The sequence below is a fragment of the Pseudomonas sp. Rh2 genome (assembly GCF_040762985.1).
In the GTDB taxonomy this organism is placed as follows: domain Bacteria; phylum Pseudomonadota; class Gammaproteobacteria; order Pseudomonadales; family Pseudomonadaceae; genus Aquipseudomonas; species Aquipseudomonas taiwanensis.
This window is the reverse complement of sequence record NZ_CP142890.1, coordinates 82,046-103,330: the sequence shown is the minus strand read 5'-3', so window position 1 is coordinate 103,330 and position 21,285 is coordinate 82,046. Positions and strand designations below refer to the sequence as shown.

The following is a 21,285-nucleotide window of genomic DNA, read 5'->3' as shown; positions in this document are numbered from 1 at the left end:
CTGCCGGCGATACAGGCGTGTTAGCCGATTACCTCCACAGGGCACGAACCCCGAGCCACGCCGGGATGCCCAGGCCCAGCCAGGACAGTGCATCCCAGGCGCCATCCCCGAGCAGCGCCGCGAACAGCCCGGCTGCGCCCAGCGCGGCGATAAGGCTTGGCCAGGCGAAAATCCGCTGGGTCGGTTGCGACTTGTGGCTCATGCACGCTCCTTCTTGCCGTTGCGTTGCTTGCCCCACCACAGGTACAGGCCGCTGCAGAGCACGATGATGGTCAGGACATCGAGCACAGCCCACAGCAGTTGCATCGGACGTCCACCGTAGTCGCCGAAGTGAAGGGGTTGGGACAGGCCCATGGCATCCATGTACCAGGGGCGTTCGCCGATGGCAGTCACTTGCAGGGTCTGAGCATCGATCAGCACCGGGGTGAGCAGGTGCGAGGTCAAATGCGTCGCGCCTTTCATGAATACTGCATAGTGGTGTTCGCTGGAGAAGCGGGTGCCGGGAAAGGCGATGAAGTCCGGGCGCATGCCGGGTGCGGCCTGTTCGGCGATCGTCAGCAGGTGCGTCGCCGGGGCTCGCTGGGTGAGAGGTGGAGCATCCCGGTACGGGGCGACCATGGCGGCCAGGCTGTCGTTGCGCCAGGCGGCGATTACCAGGTCGGACAAGGCACTGATCACGCCGGTGACGCCCACCGTCAGTGCCCAGGCCAGGGTGACGATGCCGATCAGGTTGTGCAGGTCGAGCCAGCGCAGGCGGCGTGATTTGTCGTGGCGTACGGTGGCGAATTCCAGGCGACGCATGAATGGCGCGTAGAGCACGGTACCGGAAACGATGGCGACAACGAACAGCACGCCCATGAAAGCCAGCAGCAGCTTGCCGGGAAGCCCGGCGAACATGTCCACATGCAGGCGCAGCAGGGTCATCATCACGCCGCCATTGGCTGCGGGCATGGCCACGGCTTCGCCGGTGCGTGCATCGAGCATGAAGGTGTGCGACGCGTTGGGTTCTGTCCCGGCAGTGGCGGCCATGATCGCTACCACGCCATTGCGTTCGTCATCTTCGTAGCCAACGTACTGCATGACTTCGCCGGGACGGTGTTGCTCAGCCTTGAGCACCAGTTGTTGCAGGTCAAGGTGCGGGGTATCCGCTGGCATTTCGCGCAGTTCAGGCGCGTCGCCAAGCAGGTGTTCCAGGTCGTGATGGAAGATCAGCGGCAAACCGGTGAGCGCGAGCAGCAGCAGGAATAGGGTGCAGACCAGGCTGCTCCAGGTGTGGATCGCCGACCAGCGGCGGATGGTTTGGCTTTTCATCTGGGTTCCGGTTTTTGGTCTGATGGACCCTGGGTCAGCGCTGCAGCCCAATCGCCGGCAGGCCGGCGCTTACTGGGCGATGGGGCTGCACGGTGGCCCCGGGCGGTCAGAACTTGTAATTGACGCTTGCCACCACGTTGCGCTCGTCGCCGTAGTAGCAGTAGTAACCGTCACAGGTCGACAGGTAGTCCTTGTTGAACAGGTTCTTGGCATCCACCGCCACGGTCACGCCCTTGAGCGTGCTGTTCACGCGGCCCAGGTCGTAGTGCACCGAGGCGTCGTAGACGGTGTAGGAACCTACGTGGCCCCAGTCGGTGTTGGTGGTATTGCCGTAGGTATCGCCCACATAGCGAACGCCCACGCCCACGCCAAAGCCGTCGAGCAGGCCTTCGTGCCAGGTGTAGTCAGCCCAGGCCGTGGCCTGGTTACGTGGAACCTGGGCCATGCGCTTGCCTTTCTCGCCGTCGTTGCCTTTGACGATTTCACTGTCGTTGTAGGTGTAGGAGCCAATCAGCTTGAGGTTGCGGGTGACATCCGAGGTGGCTTCCAGCTCCAGGCCTTTGACCCGAACTTCGCCAACCTGTCGGGTTACGCCGCCTTCGGTTACCGACATGTTTTCCTGGGTCAGGTCGAACACCGCTGCGCTGAGCAGGGTCTTGCTGCCTGGGGGTTGGTACTTGATACCCAGCTCGTACTGCTTGCCTTCGGTTGGCTTGAAGCCATCGGTGGCGTTGACCGTGGCGCCGGCGGCCGCCTGGAACGACTCGGCATAGGAGAAGTATGGGGTGATGCCGTTGTCGAAGACGTAGCTCAGGGCTGCGTTGCTGCTGAACTTCTTGTCACGCTGGGTGTTGGTGGCATCGCCTTTGTTGTGGAAGGTCGTGCCGGTGTGTACCCAGTCCTGGCGACCACCCAGGGTCAGGCGCCAGTTGTCCAGGGCCATCTGGTCCTGGATGTACAGGCCGGTTTGCTGGGTCTTCTGGTCGTAGTCGTACATGTCGAAGTACTCGACGTTCGAGAAGTCCTGCCCGTAGATGGGGTTGTGGATGTTGCTCGGCGGTACGCCGTTCGACCCCCAGCGCCAGCGGGCATTGCTGTCGGAACGCTGGTGGTCGAGGCCGAGCAACACGGTGTGGCTCAGTGCACCCGTCTGGAAGTCGGCCTGGAAGTTGTTGTCCACCGCGAACTGGCTGATGTCTTCCTCGACGATACCAGCGGTACGTTGCACCGTGCCGTCGGCACTGACCGCTTCATCCGGGCCGGCTGGCCAGATCGAGCCGCCAGCGGTGATGCCCTTGAAGTCCAGCTCGTTGCGGGCATAGCGCAGGTTCTGGCGGAACTGCCAGGTGTCGTTCAGGCGGGTTTCGAAGGCATAGCCCAGGTGATAGTAGGTGCGGTCGTAGGATTCCCAGTCCGGGTCACCCAGGTTCTTGTGGTGCGAGATCTTGCCCGCCGGGCTGTCGAGCTTGGTGCCTTGCAGGGGCAGGAACTGGCCGGTGATGCCCGTGTCGTCACGGGTGTACTGGGTGATGAAAGTCAGCTTGGTATCGTCGTTGATGTTCCAGGTCAGGCTGGGGGCGATGTTGTAGCGCTTGTCTGGAATGTTATCGACCGGCGAGTTGCTGTCGCGAACGGTGCCGCTGACGCGATAAAGGAACTGGCCTTCGTCGTCGATCTTGCCGGTGCTGTCGAAGTTGATCTGCTTGTGTTCGTTGCTACCCGCTTGAAGCTCTACTTCGTGGCTGCTCTCGAACTGTGGGCGACGGGTGGTCATGTCCAGCAGGCCACCGGGTGGCGTCTGGCCGTAAACCGACGAAGCCGGACCGCGCAGTACGGCGATACGCTCAAGGTTCCAAGGTTCGATCTTGGGGGTGGCGTAGTTGCCCTTGGGCAAGGGCAGGCCATCGAGGAACTGGGTAGGCACGAAGCCGCGCACCAGCAGCCAGTCGCTGCGCGAATCCGAGCCATAGCCGCTGCTTTGCACACCGGCGGTGTAGCGCAGGGCGTCGTTAAGGTTGAGCACCGGGCGGTCTTCCATCTGCTGACGGGTGATCACCGTGACTGAACGCGGCAGTTCGGCGATGGCTGTGTCGGTCTTGGTACCGGCTGCGGTGCGGGTGGCGGTGTAGCCATCGACCGGGCCCCACGCGCTTTCATAGGCGGCGTTGGCATTGATGGCGGTTTCCGGCAGCGCCAGGGTGCCGTCCGGCGTGGCCACCAGGCTGTAGCTGCCGACGCTGCTCTGCTGCAGTTGCAGGCCAGTACCCCGCAGGGCCGCCTGCAGGGCGCCAAGGCCATCGTACTGGCCACTGACGGGAGCCGAATTGCGGCCACTGACCAAGGCCGGGTCGATGGCCAGGGCAATGCCCGACTGGCTGGCGATCAGGTTGAGGGTGGTGGCCAACGGTGCGCTAGGCAGGTCATAGGCACGCAGGGTGGACTGTTCGGCAGCGAACAGGGCTGGGCTGGCCAACGGGGCGGCCAGGCCGATGGCCAGGGCCATTACGCTGGGGCGCAGGAAACGATCAACAGCACGGGACATGCAGTGGCTCCTCGACGAATAAGTGCTAACTGCTTCCTTGCCGAGCGAGATTTGGAAAGTGACAGGGGTCGTCTGAAAAAAAGTGAGAATTATTTAGAAATCGTTTTCGCTCGCCACGGGTCATGGCCGGCAAGCCGGCGTCTGCAGGGGGAGCGCAGGGTTACTTGGCTTTGACGGTCACCCACCACGGTGTATGCCGCTCGATCTTCACCGGCAGTGCCGGTATCAGCGAGGCCAGGGCCAGGTCGGTATCGTGCAGCGGGAAGCTACCGGTCACGCGCAGGTCGGCGACCTCGTCGTCCATCCCCAGGTGGCCGTGGCGGTAGTGGCCCAGTTCGGCGAGCAGATCGGCCAGGCGCACGTTGTCCACCACCAGCATGCCACGGGTCCAGGCGTCGGCGCCGGCTGGCACCGGGGCGACCTGGCCAAGGCCATCGGCATGCATCAGCACCTGCTGGCCTGCGGCCAGGACGTGTTCGTCACCGCTGTTGCGTGGCATCGCCGCGACCGACGATTGCAGCACCTCCAGGCGTGTGCCATGGGCTTCGCGGCGTACCAAAAAGCGCGTGCCCAGTGGGCGCAGGCGGCCATCCTCGGTGCGCACGAGCAGTGGGCGAGGGTCGGCGTGGCCGGTTTCAACGGAAATTTCGCCTTCATGCAGTACCAGCACGCGCTGCTCGCCTTCGAAGTCGATATCCACAGCGGTATGTGTGTTCAGGCTTAGCAGCGTGCCATCTTCCAGGCGCAAGGTGCGCAGCTCGCCGGTGGCGGTACGTTGGTCGGCCAACCAGTAATGTGGCGATAGCGACGGCGCGGTCGCCCAGGCCAGCAGGGAGCCGAGCAGGAACATGCTGGCCAGGCCGCCGCCGACCTTGCCGATACGTCGCCTGAGGCCTACCCGCGACTGCACCAGGGCCTGGCGCGCGGGGCCAGCGGCGGCGCTGACGCGTTGGTCCAAGGCCCCCAGCTGTTGCCAGGCGCGGGCATGTTCTTCGCTGGCTGCATGCCAGCGCATGAAGTCATTGCGTTCATCGGGTGTGCTGCTGCCGCTGTCCAGGCTCAGTTTCCAGGTGATGGCGGCGTCGAGAACACGGGCCGAAACCGGTGAGTTATTCACGTCGGCTCCCCGTACAGCGCCACATAGCACTGGCGCATGCCTTGGGCGATGTACTGCCGTACCCGCGACACCGAGACCCCCAGGTGCGCGGCGATCTCGGCGTGGCCCATGCCGTCCAGGCGATTGTGCAGGAATGCCGCGCGGGCCTTGCTCGACAGTTTGCCAAGCAAGCGGTCGATGGCCTTGAGGTCTTCCAGGATCAGCAACTGGACTTCCGGTGCGGGCTGCTCGGCCTCCGGCACGCGCGCAAGCTCTGCCAGGTAGGCCTGTTCCAGCGCAGCGCGGCGGAAATGGTCGAACATCAGGCCTTTGGCGATGGCGGCCAGGAAGGCGCGGGGTTCACGAGGGCTGTCCAGTTGCTCGCGGCCCAGCAGACGCACGAAGGTGTCCTGGCTCAGGTCTTCGGCACGCTGGCGGCATGCCGTGCTGCGTTGCAGCCAGGCGAGCAGCCAGCCGCGATGGTCGCGGTAGAGTGCTCCAACCAGCTCGGCGTGTGGGCTCTGTACAGACGACAAGCAGCGTCCCCCGGAACGAATGCATTAACTAACGATAATTATTCGCGATTGTTGCAGAGCCGAGGGGCGGGGTGCAATGGACGCTTATCGGAATGCCAGTATGGGGGCGTCATGTGCCGGTGAGGTCGGGCGCCGCCTGCGCGGCGCATCGCGAGCGAGGCTCGCGCCTACGGGTGTGTTGTGCGTTGCACGTGCAGGCTCGATGGCTATCTCACTAAAGACCGTAATGATGAGCCTTGCGCCGACGCATCACGCGCAAGCGCTGCTCCAATTGCAACGGGCTATCCAATTTCTGGCGGCGGGCCTGGCTGAACAGGATCAGGGCCAGCTCGGCCGTCGCCTGGGCATCGGCACTGGCATGATGACGTTCGTCCACTTGCAGGCCGAAGCACGCCAACCAGTCGTCCAGGCTGGCTTCGCGCAGCACGGTGTCGGGGTTGAGCAGGGGGGCCAGTTCGGCAATGTCGATGAAGGGATGCTGCAGGCGATATCCAAGACTTTCCTTCAGCGAGCGGGCCAACATGCGTTGATCGAAAGGCGCATGGAAAGCCAGCACCGGGCTGTCGCCAATGAACTCGAGAAGGTCGAGCAATGCTTCGGCCGGGTCGCATCCGGCAGCCAGGGCGCTAGGGCCGAGGCCGTGGATCAGCACGCTGGCGTTGGTCTTGTGCTCCGGGCGGCGCAAGGTGCGCTCGAACTGTTGGGCAAAGTCGATGGCGCCATCCTCGATCGCCACCGCGCCGATCGACAACACCTGATCGCGGTTGGTGTTCAGGCCGCTGGTTTCCAGGTCCAGCACCACCCAGCGCTGCTCACGCAGGGTACAGACGCCCAGTGGCGCAGGCTTGGGCAACTGCGACAGGCGCTGGCGCAGCGAGGCCTCCAGCAGGGGCGCGTTGGGGCGCAACCAGGTGAACAGGCTCATAGCTGGTACCGCAAGGCCAGGCTGCTTTGCAGGCGCTGGGCCTGGCGCAGGGACTCGCGCAGGATGCGTCGGTCCAGGTGGTTGAGGCTGTCCGGGTCGAGACGGTTGGAATGCGGCAGGTTTTCGCGAGTCTGGCGCTGGTGCTGCTGCATGCGGGTTTGCTGGATGAAGTGGTAAGCCTCTTCGAACGCGGCGCCATCGAGCGGTTCGATGATGCCTTTGTCGACCAGCTGGCGCAGACGCTCGAGGGTATTGCAAGCGCCGATACCATTGGCCAGCGCCAACAGCCGTGCGCCGTCGACGAAGGGCGTGAGTCCCTGGACCTTGAGGTCGAGGGTGGCGGCTTTGTCGGTTCCTTGGCGAGTCAGCACGAACTCGCGCAGACGGCCCACTGGCGGGCGCTGGCGAAGGGCGTTTTCGGCCATCATGCGTTGGAAGATACGGTTGTCGGCGACCTGTTCGAGAAGGCCCTGACGCAACTGTTCGCAGCCCTGCTCGTCACCCCAGACCACGCGCAGGTCGAAGTAGATGCTCGAACCCAGCAGGTTTTCCGGACTGGCTTCACGAACGAAGCCGGCGAAGCGGCGCGCCCACTCGCTGCGCGACAGGCACAGCGCGGGATTGCCGGCCATGATGTTGCCTTTGCACAGGGTGAAGCCGCACTGGGCCAGGCACTGGTTGATGTATTGCGCCAACGGTAGCAGCCGGGCGCGAATGGCATCGGCCTCGGCGCTGTTGGCGGCCTCGAACAGGATGCCGTTGTCCTGGTCGGTGTACAGGGTTTGCTCGCGACGGCCCTCGCTGCCAAAGCACAGCCAGCTGAAGGGCACCCCGGGGTCGCCGCGTTCGGCCAGGGCCAGTTCGATGACTCGGCAGACTGTATGGTCGTTGAGCAGGGTGATGATCTGGGTGATCTGCGTCGACGACGCGCCATGGGCGAGCATGCGCTCGACCAATTGGCCGATTTCACCGCGCAGGGACACCAAGGTTTCAAGACGCGGTGCGTGGCGAATGGTCCGGGCCAGGTGCACCAGGTCGACCCGTTGCAGCGAGAACAGGTCGCGCTCGGACACCACGCCACACAGCCGACGGTTTTCCACCAGGCAGACATGGGCGATGTGCCGTTCGGTCATGGCGATGGCCGCATCGAAGGCCGAGGACTGCGGGCTGAGATAGAACGGTTTGGTCGTCATGTGCCGATCGATCGGCGCACCCAGGTCGGCATCGGCGGCGGCCACCACCTGACGCAGGTCGCGCAGGGTGAAAATGCCTACCGGGTAGCGTTGCGGGTCGACCACCACGATGCTGCCGACCTGCTGCTCGTGCATCTGCCGCACGGCATCGCGCAGGGGCGTGTCAGGGGGACAGACAACCGGGTGACGCATGGCCAGTTCGCCCAGCGGCGTGTTCAGTGAGTACTGCGTGCCCAGCGTCTCCACGGCGCGCTGACGTACCTGCTGGTTGAACTGATCGAGCAGGCTGCTGACGCCGCGCAGGGCAAAATCACGGAATACGTCCGACAGCGAGAACAGGCGAATGAACGCTGCTTTGTTCAGTTGCAGACAGAAGGTGTCCTCACCGGCCAAGTGCTCGGTGCGGGTGGCCCGCTCGCCCAGCAGGGCTGCCAGGGGGAAGCATTCGCCGCTGGTGATCTCGAAGGTGGTTTCCACACCTGGCTTGACCAGGTGCTGGCGCTCGCCCACTACGCGGCCCTGCTTGACGATGTAGAAATGCTCAACGGGGCCATCAGCGGGTTTGAGGATGCTCTCCCCCTCTGCATAGAAACGCAGTTGGCATTGTTCCACCAGGTAGGCCAGGTGGCTATGTTCCATCTGGTTGAACGGGGGAAACCGCTGCAGAAACTGCAACGTGCCCTGAATGTTCTGCAGAACAGCCGTCCTGCCCGCCTGGCTATAGGCGTCCTTTTTGCTCATGAAACTGACCGTATCGCTACGCCGAACTATATATATCTATATAAGTGTCGGCCTTGTTGTTCTCTGCCTCCATGGTCGGCCGACGGCGGTGTGGTGCCCATTGGACGTAAGTCTATGGAGCGTTTGTGAACAACCTCACAAGGCGTTGTCCTAGCGAAGGGACGAGATGTTTCTGACGAGATGATCATGGTTGAGCATGACGACATCCTGAGTGACGCCGAGCGCGAAGCGCTGGCCGTGTTGAGTGCGCCTGTCGCGCCCAAGCCGGTGGTGCTGGTCGTGGACGACGATCCGGTGAACAGCGAGGCGCTATGCCTTTATCTGAAAAGCCGGGGCATTGACTGCATGAAAGCCGATGGTGCGCAGGAGGCGATGTTCAAACTGCACTACGAGCCGAGAATCGCGCTGATGATCACCGACTTACGCATGAAGCCTAAGGACGGTCTGGAGTTGATTCGACAAATCCGACAGTCGGAGCGGGCGGCGTTGTCGATCATCGTGGTCTCGGGGGACACCGATGTGAAAGAGGCAGTGGACGTGATGCACCTTGGGGTGGTGGATTTCCTGCTCAAGCCGGTGGACTTGGGCAAGTTGCTCGACTTGGTGAAAAGAGAACTGCGGATCGAATGATGATGCATCCGTGAAAAGCAATCGCGGCGAGCCGGCTCCTACAAGTTCGCGGTGGACCCTGTAGAAGCCGGCTCGCCGGCGAAGGGCTGCAAAGCAACCCTTTTATTGCTTACAAACCGTTACGCGCCTTGAACTCGCGACGACGACGGTGCAGCACTGGCTCGGTGTAGCCGTTGGGCTGCTTGGCACCTTCAACCACCAGCTCGACAGCCGCCTGGAACGCGATGTTGTCATCGAAGTTCGGCGCCATCGGACGGTACTGGGCGTCACCTGCGTTCTGCTTGTCCACCACTGCGGCCATGCGCTTGAGGCTTTCCAGCACTTGCTCCTGGCTGACCACGCCGTGGCGCAGCCAGTTGGCCAGCAGCTGGGCCGAGATGCGCAGGGTGGCGCGGTCTTCCATAAGGCCGACGTCATTGATGTCGGGCACCTTGGAGCAGCCTACACCCTGGTCGATCCAGCGAACCACGTAGCCAAGGATGCCCTGGGCATTGTTGTCCAGCTCGTTGCGGATCTCTTCGGCCGACCACTGGGTGTTGGCCGCCAGCGGGATGGTCAAGATGTCGTCGACCGAAGCCGGCGTACGCGAAGCCAGCTCGCGTTGGCGCGCCTGAACGTCCACCTTGTGGTAGTGCAGCGCATGCAGGGTGGCCGCGGTCGGCGAAGGCACCCAGGCGGTGTTGGCGCCAGCCAGCGGGTGAGCGATCTTCTGCTCGAGCATGGCCGCCATCAGGTCAGGCATGGCCCACATGCCCTTGCCGATCTGCGCACGGCCTTGCAGGCCGGTAGCCAGGCCAACGTCGACGTTGTTGTTCTCGTAGGCGCCGATCCACTTCTCATTCTTCATGGCGCCCTTGCGCACGACGGCGCCGGCTTCCATGGAGGTGTGGATCTCGTCGCCGGTACGGTCGAGGAAGCCAGTGTTGATGAACACCACACGCTCAGCGGCCGCCTTGATGCAGGCCTTGAGGTTGACCGTGGTACGGCGCTCCTCATCCATGATGCCGACCTTGACGGTGTTGCGCGGCATACCCAGCAGGTCTTCGACACGGCTGAAGATCTCGGCGGCGAAGGCGACTTCTTCGGGGCCGTGCATCTTCGGCTTGACGATGTAGACGCTGCCGGTGCGGGTGTTCTTGCGGGTGGTGTTGCCCTTGAGGTTGTGCAGGGCGATCAGGTTAGTGAACAGACCGTCCTGGATACCTTCCGGAATCTCGTTGCCTTGGGCATCGAGGATTGCCGGGTTGGTCATCAGGTGACCAACATTGCGCACGAACAGCAGCGAACGGCCGTGCAGGGTAACGCTGCCACCGTTCGGCGCGGCGTACTCGCGATCCGGGTTCATGGTGCGCGTGAAGGTCTTGCCGCCCTTGGTCACGCTTTCAGCCAGGTCGCCTTTCATCAGGCCCAGCCAATTGCGGTAGACGATGACCTTGTCGTCGGCATCGACGGCGGCGACCGAGTCCTCGCAGTCCATGATGGTGGTCAGTGCCGACTCCATCAGGATGTCTTTCACGCCTGCGGCGTCGGTGCTGCCAACAGGAGTGCTGGCGTCGACCTGGATTTCGAAGTGCAGGCCGTTGTGCTTGAGCAGCACGGCGGTCGGGGCCGCGGCGTCGCCGTGGAAGCCGATCAGTTGGGCATCGTCACGCAGGCCGGTGTTGCTGCCGCCCTTGAGCGAAACGACCAGCTTGCCGCCTTCGATGCGGTAACCGGTGGAGTCGACGTGGGAGCCAGCAGCCAGTGGCGCGGCTTCGTCGAGGAAGGCGCGGGCGAAGGCGATGACCTTGTCACCACGGACCTTGTTGTAGCCCTGGCCTTTTTCGGCACCGCCTTCTTCGCTGATGGCATCGGTGCCGTAGAGCGCGTCGTACAGCGAACCCCAGCGGGCATTGGCGGCATTCAGGGCGAAGCGAGCGTTCATCACCGGCACGACCAGCTGTGGGCCGGCCATGTGGGCGATTTCTTCATCGACGTTTTGCGTGGTGGCCTGGAAATCGTCGGCTTGTGGCAGCAGGTAGCCGATTTCCTGGAGGAAGCTTTTGTAGGCGACGGCGTCGTGTGCCTGGCCTTTGCGTGCCTGGTGCCAGGCGTCGATCTTGGCTTGCAGCTCGTCACGCTTGGCGAGCAGGGCTTTGTTCTTCGGAGCGAGGTCATTGATGATCTTCTCGGCACCGGCCCAGAACTGCTCGGCGACGATACCGGTTCCCGGAATGGCTTCGTTGTTGACGAAGTCGTACAGGGCCTTGGCGACCTGAAGGCCACCGACTTGAACGTATCCAGTCATTGCTTGCCTCACCTCTGCTCAGCTATTTCGCTCTTCTTTATTAAGCCTGTAGCGCTTCTCTAAACACGGCACCAGTGCATGCCCGAAGGCGGCTGGGTGCGGCCTGCCAGATAGCCTGGCAAGCAGTGTACGTATTTTCACAGGCGCCTTGGCAGACATCCAAACAACACATTTTGTAGTCCGCGCCACGGCATACTACATGAAGCAGTAGACGGGGGAAAATCAGACTAAAAGCGTCGTTGTGCGACCAATTGGTCGCATAGGGTCACGCTGGGAGTGGGTATGTTCGCAAAAAACGGGTGGATTGTTCCAGATAAATCTTGAAACAGTACACGATTTGTTAGTCGGACTGTCCTGCGGCAGGTTGCCGCGCCTTGCCTATACTGAGTCGATCCCCCCGATTCTCGCCGCCCGCGGCGGCATTTTGCTGAGGAATGGCCTGTGGACCATCTTGTACTGACCGTGATTGCCCCTGACAAGGCCGGCCAGGTCGAACGTATCGCCAAATGCATCGCCGACCATAGCGGCAACTGGTTGGAAAGTCGCATGTCGCGCATGGCGGGCCAGTTCGCAGGGATTCTGCGGGTGGCTGTACCGGCGGAAAATTACGATGAGCTGGTCGAGGCGCTGCAGAAGCTGGCCAAGCACGACATTCGCGTGTTGATTGCTGAAAGCGGAATCGAACCCTCGTGCACCTGGAAGCCGATCGCCATGGAGCTTGTGGGCAACGACCGGCCGGGGATCGTGCGGGATATCACCAAGGTGCTGGCCGAGCTGGGCGTGAACCTTGAACGCTTGAGCACCGAGGTCAATCCGGCGCCGATGAGCAGTGAGCCTCTGTTCCGCGCCGATGCCTTGCTGGCATTACCGTTGACGCTGTCGCTGGATGAATTGCAGCAGCGCCTGGAAAGCCTGGCCGACGATCTGATGGTGGAGTTGAAGCTGCGTCCGGAGGAATGACGTGGCTTGTGGGTTATCCCGTTTTCACGGGGACGGCCCTGTGGATAACCTGGGCGCATCATTCTCCGGCCCAGGCGGGCCGAGGCTTGCACAGGTTTGATCAAAAAATGCCCAATAATCAGGAGCTTGTGCACAAAGCACGGGGACGAGGGTGTGGATAACCTTTGGAGATGTTTCTGCAGGCCAGGCGCGGCGAGGCCTGCAGGATTTTGATCGTTTTTTGATCAGGCGCGTTTGCGCAGGCTGAGCCAGGCATCGACGCTGTAGATGGCCAAACCGGCCCAGATGCAGACGAACGCCATCAGGTTGCTCGGTGACAGGTGCTCATCGAACAGCAGTACTGCCTGCAACAGGACTAGCGTGGGCGCCAGGTACTGCAGGAACCCCAGCGTGGTGTAGGGCAGGTGACGTGCAGCGGCGTTGAAGCACACCAGCGGTACCAGCGTGACCGGGCCTGCCGCCATCAGCCACAAGGCTTCGCTGCTGGCGTAGAACGAGCCCTGGGCGCTCATCGCCGTGGGGTTCAACAGCAACCAGCCCAGCGCCAACGGCACCAGCATCCAGGTCTCTACCACCAGGCCCGGCAGCGCTGCCACCGGGGCTTTCTTGCGGATCAGCCCATAGAAACCGAAACTCAAGGCCAGCGCCAACGACACCCAGGGCAGGCTGCCGACCTGCCACACCTGTTGCGCCACACCCAGCGCCGCCATGCCCACCGCCAGCCATTGCAGGCGCCTCAGGCGTTCCCCCAGCAACAGCATGCCCAGCAGCACGTTGATCAGCGGGTTGATGTAGTAGCCCAGGCTGGCTTCGAGCATGCGCCCGTTGTTCACCGACCACACGTAGGTCAACCAGTTGGCGGCGATCAATGCCCCGCTGACGGCGAGAATACCCAGGCGTTGCGGATTGTCGCGCAGCTCGCGCCACCAGCCTGGATGCTTCCAGACCAGCAGCAACAGCGAGCCGAACAGCGCCGACCAGAGTACCCGGTGGACGATGATCTCGACGGCGGGAACGCTCTGGATTGCCTTGAAGTAGAGTGGAAACAGGCCCCAGATGATGTAGGCACCAAGGCCCAGTAAATACCCGCGACGCGGGTTTGCAGCGTGCATGCAGAATCCTTGCTTAGGTAGCTAAATAGCGCAGCGGCTATTGTAGACAGACGCCGCTGTGCATCTAGAACAATTTCAGCACGGGTTCATCCAGCGCTGCTATCTGTTCGCGCAGCGCGAGGATCTGGTCGCCCCAGTAACGTGGTTGGCCGAACCAGGGGAAGCTCGGCGGGAACGCCGGATCGTCCCAGCGGCGGGCCAGCCAGGCGCTGTAGTGCAGCTGGCGCAAGGCGCGCAAAGGCTCGATCAACGCCAGTTCGCGAGGATCGAAGTCATGGAATTCGTTGTAGCCGTCGATCAGTTCGGCCAACTGCCCCAGGCGCTCCTCGCGACTGCCGGCGAGCATCATCCACAGGTCCTGAACCGCCGGGCCCATGCGGCAGTCGTCGAGGTCGACCACGTGATAGACATCGTCGCGGTGCATCAGGTTGCCGGGGTGCAGGTCGCCGTGCAGGCGAATCAACGCGTGCGGGGTGCGAGCGTAGATGTCTTCGACCCGCTTGAGCAGGTCGCGGGCCACGGACTCGAACGCGGGCAATAGCTCACGGGGCACGAAGTTGCCGTCCAGCAGCGTCTTCAGCGAGGCATGGCCAAAGTTGTCCACAGTCAGCGCTTCGCGGTGCTCGAACGGACGCGCTGCGCCTACTGCGTGCAGGCGGCCGAGCAACTGGCCCAGGCGATAGAGCTGGTCGAGGTCGCCAGGCTCTGGGGCGTGGCCGCCGCGGCGGGGGAACAAGGTAAAGCGAAAGCCCTGGTGTTCGAACAAGGTCTTGCCGTCGTGTTGCAGAGGGGCGACAACGGGCACCTCGCACTCGGCGAGCTCGGCGGTGAAGCGGTGTTCTTCGAGGATCGCATCGTCGCTCCAGCGGCCTGGCCGGTAGAACTTGGCGATCAGGGGTTGCGACTCTTCGATGCCCACTTGGTAGACGCGGTTTTCGTAGCTGTTCAGGGCCAGCACCCGGGCATCGCTGAGAAAGCCTAGGCTTTCCACGGCGTCCAGGACCAGGTCGGGCGTGAGGGTGTCGAAAGGGTGGGACATGAAAGCTCCGAGAGAGTGCGGCGTAAGGCAATAGTACCAGTGCTGCCACTGGGCAGTACCGGCTCCATGCTTCACCACACTTCCTGTGGCGCGACAGGCTATACCGGAACGCCCAGCAGAACATGCGACGGTTTGAATTGCACGCGCACCCGGTTGCCTGTGGTCACCTTCTGGCGCGCTAACCACTGCGCTTGGGCAAAGGCGCACAAGGTCTGCCCATTGCCCAGTGCCAGGCGTACTTCGCAAGGGCCTTGCTCGTCGGTCAGCACATCTTCGACCACTGCTGTCAGGCAATTGCTGCCCACTTCTACCTTGTCCTCGTCACCCAGCAACTGTACCCACCCAGCCTTGAGCAGCGCCACGACCGTGGTGCCCAAGGTCAGCTCCAGGCGGTCGGTGCTGTCATGGGTAATCAACGCCTCGATTTCCAAGCCCCCACCCAGGGCCAGGCTCACGCGGTCATGCCGGCCTTCACGGCGCAGGCCGCTGACCTGGCCTTGCAGTTGATTGCGTGCACTGGTACGCAGCATCAGTCGGCCCAACAGGTCAAGGTCGCCGGAGTCCTCGGCTGCCTCCAGGAACTGCGCCTGCAATGCTTGCAGGCGTTGATAAAGGCGCAGCACCCGCTCGCCTTCTGCCGACAGGCGGGCGCCGCCGCCGCCGCGCCCACCCGTGCTGCGCTCGACCAGCGGTCGGCTGGCCAGGTTGTTGAGCTCATCGATGGCGTCCCAGGCGGCCTTGTAGCTGATACCGGCAGCCTTGGCGGCGCGGGTGATCGAGCCTTGTTCGGCGATATGTTGCAGCAGGGCGATGCGCTGGGGGCGCCGGGCGATGTGCTGGGTGAGCAGGGCAGGTAGGGGCATGGCGAAACGCGCTTGATGATCAATGAAGGGACGTTGCCTGCCGGACCGGCAGCAGTCAAGTTCCCGCCTGCCAGCCTCGGTCGGGCTTTGGCGTGCGGGCCAGGCAGTAGACATCGACCCGCCGCGCGCCCGACTTGCGCAACGACTGCGCGATGGCTTGAGCCGTGGCTCCGGTGGTCAACACGTCGTCGACCACCGCGATATGCAGGTTCTCGACCGCTCGACCTCGCCCCACATTGAACGCCCCCCGCAGATTCTGTCGACGCGCCTTGGCGTGCAGATGCTGTTGCGCAGGTGTATCGCGTACCCGCTGAAGGAGTCGTTCGTCACAGGGAATCGCCAGTGGCACGGACAGCCAGCGCGCCAGCATGCCGGCTTGATTGAAGCCGCGCTCGCGCTGTCGACGTTTGGCCAGCGGCACAGGCAACAGCAGGTCGGGTTTTGCCAGCCCTTCGTCGTAGCGATGCTGCAAGCCATGGACGAGCAGTTCGGCCATCAGTCGACCTAGCGGCCACTGTTGGTTGTGCTTGAAGCGACTGATCAACGTATCCACCGGGAAGCCGTAATGCCACAAGGCAACCACCTGAGCGAATGCCGGAGCTCGCCGGCAGCACTGGGCGCAGGTCAGCCCCGGCATGGACAAAGGCAGGGCGCAGCGTGAACAGCAGTCGTGCAGCCAAGGCAGTTCGTGCTCGCAGGCGACGCAGATGGGGTGGGGTTGCTCACTGGCTTCGTCACACAGCAAACAGGCGTGGTTAATATTTAGACACTTGTAAACCAGTTGTTTTATGAGTGGTTGACAGTACATGGGCCTTCCGTGACTATGCGAGCTATCCGTGATGCGCTGGCGGGCCGTTCCTGTCCCGGCGCTAGAAACAGCCTAAACAAGGAAACGCCGATGAGCGCCAGCACAACTGCAACAACACGTCACGACTGGTCCCTGTCCGAGGTCAAGGCGCTGTTCCAGCAACCGTTCAACGACCTGTTGTTCCAGGCGCAGACCGTGCATCGCGCGCATTTCGACCCTAACCGCGTGCAAGTCTCCACGCTGTTGTCGATCAAGACCGGCGCCTGCCCTGAAGATTGCAAATATTGTCCACAGTCCGGCCACTACAACACCGGGCTGGAAAAACAGAAGCTGATGGAAGTGCAGAAAGTCCTGGAGGAAGCTGCTCGGGCCAAGGCCATTGGCTCGACCCGTTTCTGCATGGGCGCGGCCTGGAAGCACCCGTCGGCCAAAGACATGCCGTACGTGCTGGAGATGGTCAAAGGCGTCAAGGCCATGGGCCTGGAGACCTGCATGACCCTCGGCAAGCTCGACCAAGAGCAGACCAAGGCCCTGGCCGAGGCAGGCCTTGACTACTACAACCACAACCTCGACACCTCGCCGGAGTTCTACGGCAGCATCATCACCACCCGTACCTACGCTGAGCGTCTGCAGACCCTGGCTTATGTGCGTGATGCAGGCATGAAGATCTGCTCGGGCGGCATTCTTGGCATGGGCGAGTCGCTGGACGACCGCGCCGGTCTGCTGATCCAGCTGGCCAACCTGCCGGAGCATCCGGAATCGGTGCCGATCAACATGCTGGTGAAAGTCGCCGGTACCCCGCTGGCCGATGAAGACGACGTAGACCCGTTCGACTTCATCCGCATGCTGGCGGTCGCGCGTATCCTCATGCCCAAATCCCATGTACGCCTTTCCGCCGGCCGCGAGCAGATGAACGAACAGATGCAAGCGCTGGCCTTCATGGCCGGTGCCAACTCGATCTTCTATGGCGAGAAGCTGCTGACCACCGCCAACCCGCAGGCCGACAAGGACATGCAGCTGTTCGCCCGCCTGGGCATCAAGCCAGAAGCGCGTGAAGAGCACGCTGACGAAGTGCACCAGGCGGCCATCGAGCAGGCGCTGGTTGAACAACGCAGCAACGAGCTGTTCTACAACGCCGCGTCGGCCTGAGCATGGCCTTCGATCTGGCGGCGCGCCTTGCCGAACGGCGCGCCGCAGACCTATATCGGCAGCGGCCATTGCTGGAAAGCCCGCAAGGGCCGGAGGTAGTGGTCGATGGCCAGCGATTGCTGGCCTTCTGCAGTAACGACTACCTGGGCCTTGCCAATCATCCTGAAGTGATCGCCGCATGGCAGGCTGGCGCCGAACGTTGGGGCGTCGGTGGCGGGGCATCGCACCTGGTGGTGGGCCACAGCACGCCGCATCACGAAGTCGAAGAGGCCCTGGCCGAGCTGACCGGGCGCCCGCGTGCGCTGCTGTTCTCCACCGGCTACATGGCCAACCTTGGCACCATCACCGCATTGGTGGGGCAGGGCGATACGGTGTTGCAGGACCGCCTGAACCACGCCTCGCTGCTCGATGGCGGGTTGCTCAGCGGCGCCCGCTTCAACCGCTACCTGCACAACGATCCGGTCAGCCTGGCCAGCCGCCTGGACAAAGCCGTCGGCAACACCCTGGTGGTGACCGACGGGGTGTTCAGCATGGATGGCGACCTTGCCGACCTTCCGGCGCTGGCCGACGTTGCCCGCGCCCGTGGAGCTTGGCTGATGGTCGACGACGCCCATGGCCTGGGTACGCTGGGCGAGCAAGGCGGCGGTATCGTCGAACACTTCGGGCTGGGTGTCGACGACGTGCCGGTGTTGATCGGTACCCTGGGCAAGGCCTGTGGCACGGCCGGGGCTTTTGTCGCAGGCAGTGAAGCGCTGATCGAGGCGCTGGTGCAGTTCGCCCGCCCATACATCTACACCACCAGCCAACCCCCCGCATTGGCCTGCGCCACCCTCAAGAGCCTGCAGCTGCTGCGCCGCGAAACCTGGCGTCGCGAGCACCTGGCGGCTTTGATTCGTCAGTTCCGCCAGGGTGCCGAGCAGATCGGCCTGACGCTGATGGACAGCCCTACGGCGATCCAGCCGATCCTGATCGGCGAAAGCGCCCAGGCTCTGCGCCTGTCGCGCATGCTGCGAGCGCGTGGCCTGCTGGTGACGGCGATTCGTCCGCCCACCGTGCCGGCCGGCAGCGCCCGGCTGCGCGTGACCTTGAGCGCTGCGCACAGTCAGGCGCAGGTCCAGCTATTGTTGAATGCATTGGCCGAGTGTTATCCACAGTTGGAGGCCGCCGATGCGTGATCGCCTGATTCTTCTGCCCGGCTGGGGACTGGGTACCGCTGCCCTGGAGCCGCTGGCCGCCAGCCTGCGTGCGCAGGACCTGCGCCTGCACGTCGAACTGATGCCGCTACCAGAGCTGGCCGACACCAGCGTAGAGGCATGGGTCGATTACCTCGACCGCAAGTTGCCCACCGATACCTGGCTGGGCGGTTGGTCGTTCGGTGGCATGTTGGCCAGCGAGCTGGCATGCAAGCGAGGCGACCATTGTTGCGGGTTGCTGACCTTGGCCAGCAACCCGAGTTTCGTGGTGCGTCCCGATTGGCCCCATGGCATGCCGAAGGACACCTTCGGCACCTTTCTGGATGGCTGTCGCAGCCATACCCAGGTGACCCTAAAGCGTTTCCGTAGCCTGTGCAGCGAAGGTGCGCAGCAGCCACGCACGCTGTTGCGCCAGTTGGGCGTGGGGGTTCCGGATACCGATCCGTTGTACTTGGCCAGTGGCCTGGAAGTGCTGGCCGAGCTCGATACCCGCGTTGCACTGGAAGCCTATGGTGGCCCGCAGTTGCACCTGTACGCCGGCAGCGATGCCCTGGTGCCGGTCGAGGCGGCAAAAGCCCTGAGCGAACTGCTGCCCGACGTGGAAGTCGGCCTGGTCGAAGACAGTTCCCACGCATTCCTGCTGGAGTACCCACAGGAACTGGCGGCGGGTATCAAGAGTTTCCTGCATGAGAGTGGTGATGACTGACCTTTCCTATCCAAGCCTGCCAGGAGCCTTGCCCGACAAGCGTCAGGTGGCGGCTTCATTCTCCCGCGCAGCGGCCAGCTACGACAGCGTCGCGGCTCTGCAACGTGCGGTGGGGGTGAGCTTGCTGGACCAGATGCCCGATGGCCTGAGCCCATCGCGCTGGCTCGACCTGGGCAGCGGCACGGGTCATTTCAGTCGCGTGCTGGCCGAGCGTTATCGGGCTGCAACCGGTGTGGCTGTGGATATCGCCGAAGGCATGTTGCACCACGCCCGTGGTGAGCAGGGTGGGGCGTGCTACCACGTGGCCGGCGACGCTGAACGACTGCCGCTGCGAGACACCAGCATGGACTTGGTGTTCTCCAGCCTGGCAGTGCAATGGTGCGACCAGTTCGCCTGTGTCCTGGACGAAGTTCGCCGTGTCCTGCGTCCGGGTGGGGTGATGGCCTTCAGCAGCCTGTGCGTCGGTACGCTCGGCGAACTGCGTTCCAGCTGGCAGGCGGTGGATGGCCTGGTGCATGTCAATCGCTTCCGCCACTTTGCCGATTACCAGCGCCTGTGTGCCAGTAGCGGGCTGGAGCAAGTCAGCCTGCAGCAACGGGCGCATGTACTGCATTACCCCGATGTGCGCAGCCTGACCCACGAACTCAAGGCCCTTGGCGCCCACAACCTCAATCCGGGCCGGCCCTCGGGCCTGACCGGTCGTGCGCGCATGCAGCGTCTGCTGCAGGCATACGAAGCGTTCCGTCAGCCGCAGGGGCTGCCAGCCACCTATGAGGTGGTCTATGGTGTTTTGCGCAAGCCAGAGGTGTAAGGGGAGCCAGATGAGCCAGGCCTATTTCATTGCCGGTACCGATACCGATGTGGGCAAGACCACCATTGCTGCCGGGTTGTTGCACGCGGCCCGTCTCCAAGGGCTGAGCACCCTCGGTGCCAAGCCGGTGGCTTCTGGTTGCAGCGTCACACCCAAAGGGCTGCGCAATGCCGACGCCCAGGCATTGATCGACGAAAGTTCGATCAAGCTGGCGTACGAAGAGGTCAACCCGTTTGCCTTCGAACCTGCCATTGCGCCACATATAGCGGCGCGCGAGGCCGGCGTTGCGCTGCAAGTGCCGGTGTTGCTCAAGGCCATGCGCCATGTGCTGGACCAGGGGGCGGACTTCACCCTGATCGAAGGCGCAGGAGGATGGCGCGTGCCGCTGTCCAACCTTGACAACCTGTCGGACCTGGCAATTGCCTTGAAACTGCCGGTGATCCTGGTGGTAGGTGTGCGTCTGGGCTGCATCAATCATGCGCTGCTCAGTGCCGAGGCCATCTCCCGGGACGGTCTGCAACTGGCGGGCTGGGTGGCCAACATCATCGATCCGCGCACATCGCGACTGGAAGAAAACCTCGCCAGCCTGGCGGAGCGCTTGCCAGCGCCGTGCCTGGGCCGGGTGCCGAAACTGAAGCAGGCCTCTGCCGATGCCGTGGCTGAACACGTGCAGTTGGACTTGCTGGACTGAGATGCCCATCGCCTATCAAATGGCACTGAGCCATTAGGGATTTAAACGAGCCTTTTTGCCCTTGGCCTGCTTTAATTGGCCCTGTTCCTATCCAGCGTCAATGGAGTCCTGACATGGAAATCACCGGTAGCTCCGCTTTCTACGCGGGCCTTGGCAGCATTCAGGCCGGGCAGAACCGCGTCGACCAGGCCGCCAGCCAGATTGCCAGCAGCACTGTCGAGCGTGCGGCCACCAGCCAGTCCAGCGACTATCAGGCCGAGCGCCTGCGTGCGGTCGACCGCAGTCAGCAGATGGACCTGGCAACCAGCGCCGTGCAATTGGCCCTCGGCAAACAGGAAGTCGAACTGGGCGTAAAGGTGGCAAAAGCTTCCGACGAAATGCTCGGGCGGTTCATCGATACCTACGCCTGATCTGGCGTCGTCCAAGGTGTGGCCAGCCCCTTCTGGGCGTTGCGCCATGGCCTTATCGCCGGCAAGCCGGCGCCTGCACTCGTGCGGTGAACTCATGTGGGAGTGACCTTGCGTCGCCAAAGGGCTGCGAGGCCGCCCCGAGGACAGGTCGTTCCCAGAAGAAAATTACCCCCACTCAACCAGGTTCGACCCTATTTATCAGGGCGTGGCGTAAATGCCATTTTTCGCGGCATAAATGGCACCATGGTCCCGTCTTGACATTAGGCGGTGCTAAACGTAAGT

At 63.1% G+C, this 21,285-nt stretch carries 20 protein-coding genes; 8 read left to right on the top strand and 12 right to left on the bottom strand.

The features are described from left to right. Window positions 1–28: 28 nt before the first annotated feature. From VXM67_RS00460 to VXM67_RS00430, 7 genes are all read right to left on the bottom strand, one after another. Complete coding sequence (locus tag VXM67_RS00460; protein WP_023382731.1) at window positions 29–202, bottom strand: hypothetical protein; 174 nt, start codon at window positions 200–202, stop codon at window positions 29–31. Continuing rightward, window positions 199–1,311, bottom strand: a complete 1,113-nt coding sequence (locus VXM67_RS00455; RefSeq protein ID WP_023382730.1) for a PepSY domain-containing protein — start codon at window positions 1,309–1,311, stop codon at window positions 199–201. Before VXM67_RS00455 ends, VXM67_RS00460 begins: the two co-directional genes overlap by 4 nt. 106 nt (window positions 1,312–1,417) lie before the next feature. Beyond that, the gene (locus tag VXM67_RS00450; RefSeq protein ID WP_367237435.1) at window positions 1,418–3,853 is read right to left on the bottom strand and encodes a TonB-dependent siderophore receptor; all 2,436 of its coding nucleotides are present in this window, start codon (window positions 3,851–3,853) and stop codon (window positions 1,418–1,420) included. A gap of 160 nt (window positions 3,854–4,013) precedes the next feature. Further along, on the bottom strand, window positions 4,014–4,970 hold the full coding sequence (locus VXM67_RS00445; RefSeq protein ID WP_104883176.1) for a FecR domain-containing protein: 957 nt from the start codon (window positions 4,968–4,970) through the stop codon (window positions 4,014–4,016). Beyond that, window positions 4,967–5,485, bottom strand: a complete 519-nt coding sequence (locus VXM67_RS00440; RefSeq protein ID WP_023382727.1) for an RNA polymerase sigma factor — start codon at window positions 5,483–5,485, stop codon at window positions 4,967–4,969. Before VXM67_RS00440 ends, VXM67_RS00445 begins: the two co-directional genes overlap by 4 nt. A 214-nt stretch (window positions 5,486–5,699) precedes the next feature. Then, window positions 5,700–6,410, bottom strand: a complete 711-nt coding sequence (locus tag VXM67_RS00435; RefSeq protein ID WP_023382726.1) for a PolC-type DNA polymerase III — start codon at window positions 6,408–6,410, stop codon at window positions 5,700–5,702. After that, window positions 6,407–8,344: a putative nucleotidyltransferase substrate binding domain-containing protein gene (locus VXM67_RS00430; protein WP_186598912.1), complete on the bottom strand. Its 1,938-nt coding sequence runs from the start codon at window positions 8,342–8,344 to the stop codon at window positions 6,407–6,409. The genes VXM67_RS00435 and VXM67_RS00430 overlap by 4 nt, the downstream gene beginning before the upstream one ends. A 186-nt stretch (window positions 8,345–8,530) precedes the next feature. Between VXM67_RS00430 and VXM67_RS00425 the strand changes: the two genes are divergently transcribed. Beyond that, the gene (locus tag VXM67_RS00425; RefSeq protein WP_027907320.1) at window positions 8,531–8,974 is read left to right on the top strand and encodes a response regulator; all 444 of its coding nucleotides are present in this window, start codon (window positions 8,531–8,533) and stop codon (window positions 8,972–8,974) included. A 109-nt stretch (window positions 8,975–9,083) separates the two neighbouring features. Here VXM67_RS00425 and VXM67_RS00420 read toward each other — a convergent pair whose 3' ends face one another. After that, window positions 9,084–11,261, bottom strand: coding sequence for a malate synthase G (locus VXM67_RS00420; RefSeq protein ID WP_023382723.1), 2,178 nt, complete (start codon window positions 11,259–11,261; stop codon window positions 9,084–9,086). 441 nt (window positions 11,262–11,702) lie between these two features. On the opposite strand from VXM67_RS00420, the gene VXM67_RS00415 reads away from it, so the two are divergent. Continuing rightward, entirely contained in the window at window positions 11,703–12,221 is a 519-nt protein-coding gene (locus VXM67_RS00415) for an ACT domain-containing protein (RefSeq protein ID WP_023382722.1), read from the top strand. Between the two features lie 224 nt (window positions 12,222–12,445). On the opposite strand, the gene rarD is transcribed toward VXM67_RS00415, so the two are convergent. The 4 genes from rarD to VXM67_RS00395 form a co-directional block, all read right to left on the bottom strand. Next, window positions 12,446–13,333, bottom strand: a complete 888-nt coding sequence (gene rarD, locus VXM67_RS00410; RefSeq protein ID WP_027907318.1) for an EamA family transporter RarD — start codon at window positions 13,331–13,333, stop codon at window positions 12,446–12,448. Window positions 13,334–13,397: 64 nt separating this feature from the next. Continuing rightward, window positions 13,398–14,372, bottom strand: coding sequence for a serine/threonine protein kinase (locus VXM67_RS00405; RefSeq protein ID WP_023382720.1), 975 nt, complete (start codon window positions 14,370–14,372; stop codon window positions 13,398–13,400). Window positions 14,373–14,470: 98 nt separating this feature from the next. Continuing rightward, the gene (locus VXM67_RS00400) at window positions 14,471–15,235 is read right to left on the bottom strand and encodes a TOBE domain-containing protein (protein WP_023382719.1); all 765 of its coding nucleotides are present in this window, start codon (window positions 15,233–15,235) and stop codon (window positions 14,471–14,473) included. A 55-nt stretch (window positions 15,236–15,290) separates the two neighbouring features. Then, a complete protein-coding gene (locus VXM67_RS00395; RefSeq protein WP_104881118.1) occupies window positions 15,291–16,043 on the bottom strand; it encodes a ComF family protein in 753 nt (250 codons plus the stop codon). A gap of 90 nt (window positions 16,044–16,133) precedes the next feature. On the opposite strand from VXM67_RS00395, the gene bioB reads away from it, so the two are divergent. The 6 genes from bioB (at window position 16,134) to VXM67_RS00365 (ending at window position 21,003) form a co-directional block, all read left to right on the top strand. Then, a complete protein-coding gene (gene bioB / locus VXM67_RS00390; RefSeq protein WP_027907316.1) occupies window positions 16,134–17,192 on the top strand; it encodes a biotin synthase BioB in 1,059 nt (352 codons plus the stop codon). A gap of 2 nt (window positions 17,193–17,194) precedes the next feature. Next, window positions 17,195–18,367: an 8-amino-7-oxononanoate synthase gene (bioF, locus tag VXM67_RS00385; RefSeq protein ID WP_023382716.1), complete on the top strand. Its 1,173-nt coding sequence runs from the start codon at window positions 17,195–17,197 to the stop codon at window positions 18,365–18,367. Continuing rightward, complete coding sequence (locus VXM67_RS00380; RefSeq protein ID WP_023382715.1) at window positions 18,360–19,091, top strand: alpha/beta fold hydrolase; 732 nt, start codon at window positions 18,360–18,362, stop codon at window positions 19,089–19,091. The genes bioF and VXM67_RS00380 overlap by 8 nt, the downstream gene beginning before the upstream one ends. Then, window positions 19,084–19,902 carry a malonyl-ACP O-methyltransferase BioC gene (gene bioC / locus VXM67_RS00375; protein ID WP_023382714.1) on the top strand — a complete coding sequence of 273 codons (819 nt, stop codon included), beginning with the start codon at window positions 19,084–19,086 and terminating at the stop codon, window positions 19,900–19,902. Before VXM67_RS00380 ends, bioC begins: the two co-directional genes overlap by 8 nt. Before the next feature lie 10 nt (window positions 19,903–19,912). Continuing rightward, window positions 19,913–20,593 (top strand): dethiobiotin synthase, encoded by a 681-nt coding sequence (gene bioD, locus VXM67_RS00370; RefSeq protein WP_023382713.1) that lies wholly within the window; start codon window positions 19,913–19,915, stop codon window positions 20,591–20,593. A 113-nt stretch (window positions 20,594–20,706) separates the two neighbouring features. After that, entirely contained in the window at window positions 20,707–21,003 is a 297-nt protein-coding gene (locus tag VXM67_RS00365; protein ID WP_367237434.1) for a pyrroloquinoline quinone biosynthesis protein PqqE, read from the top strand. Window positions 21,004–21,285 lie beyond the last annotated feature (282 nt).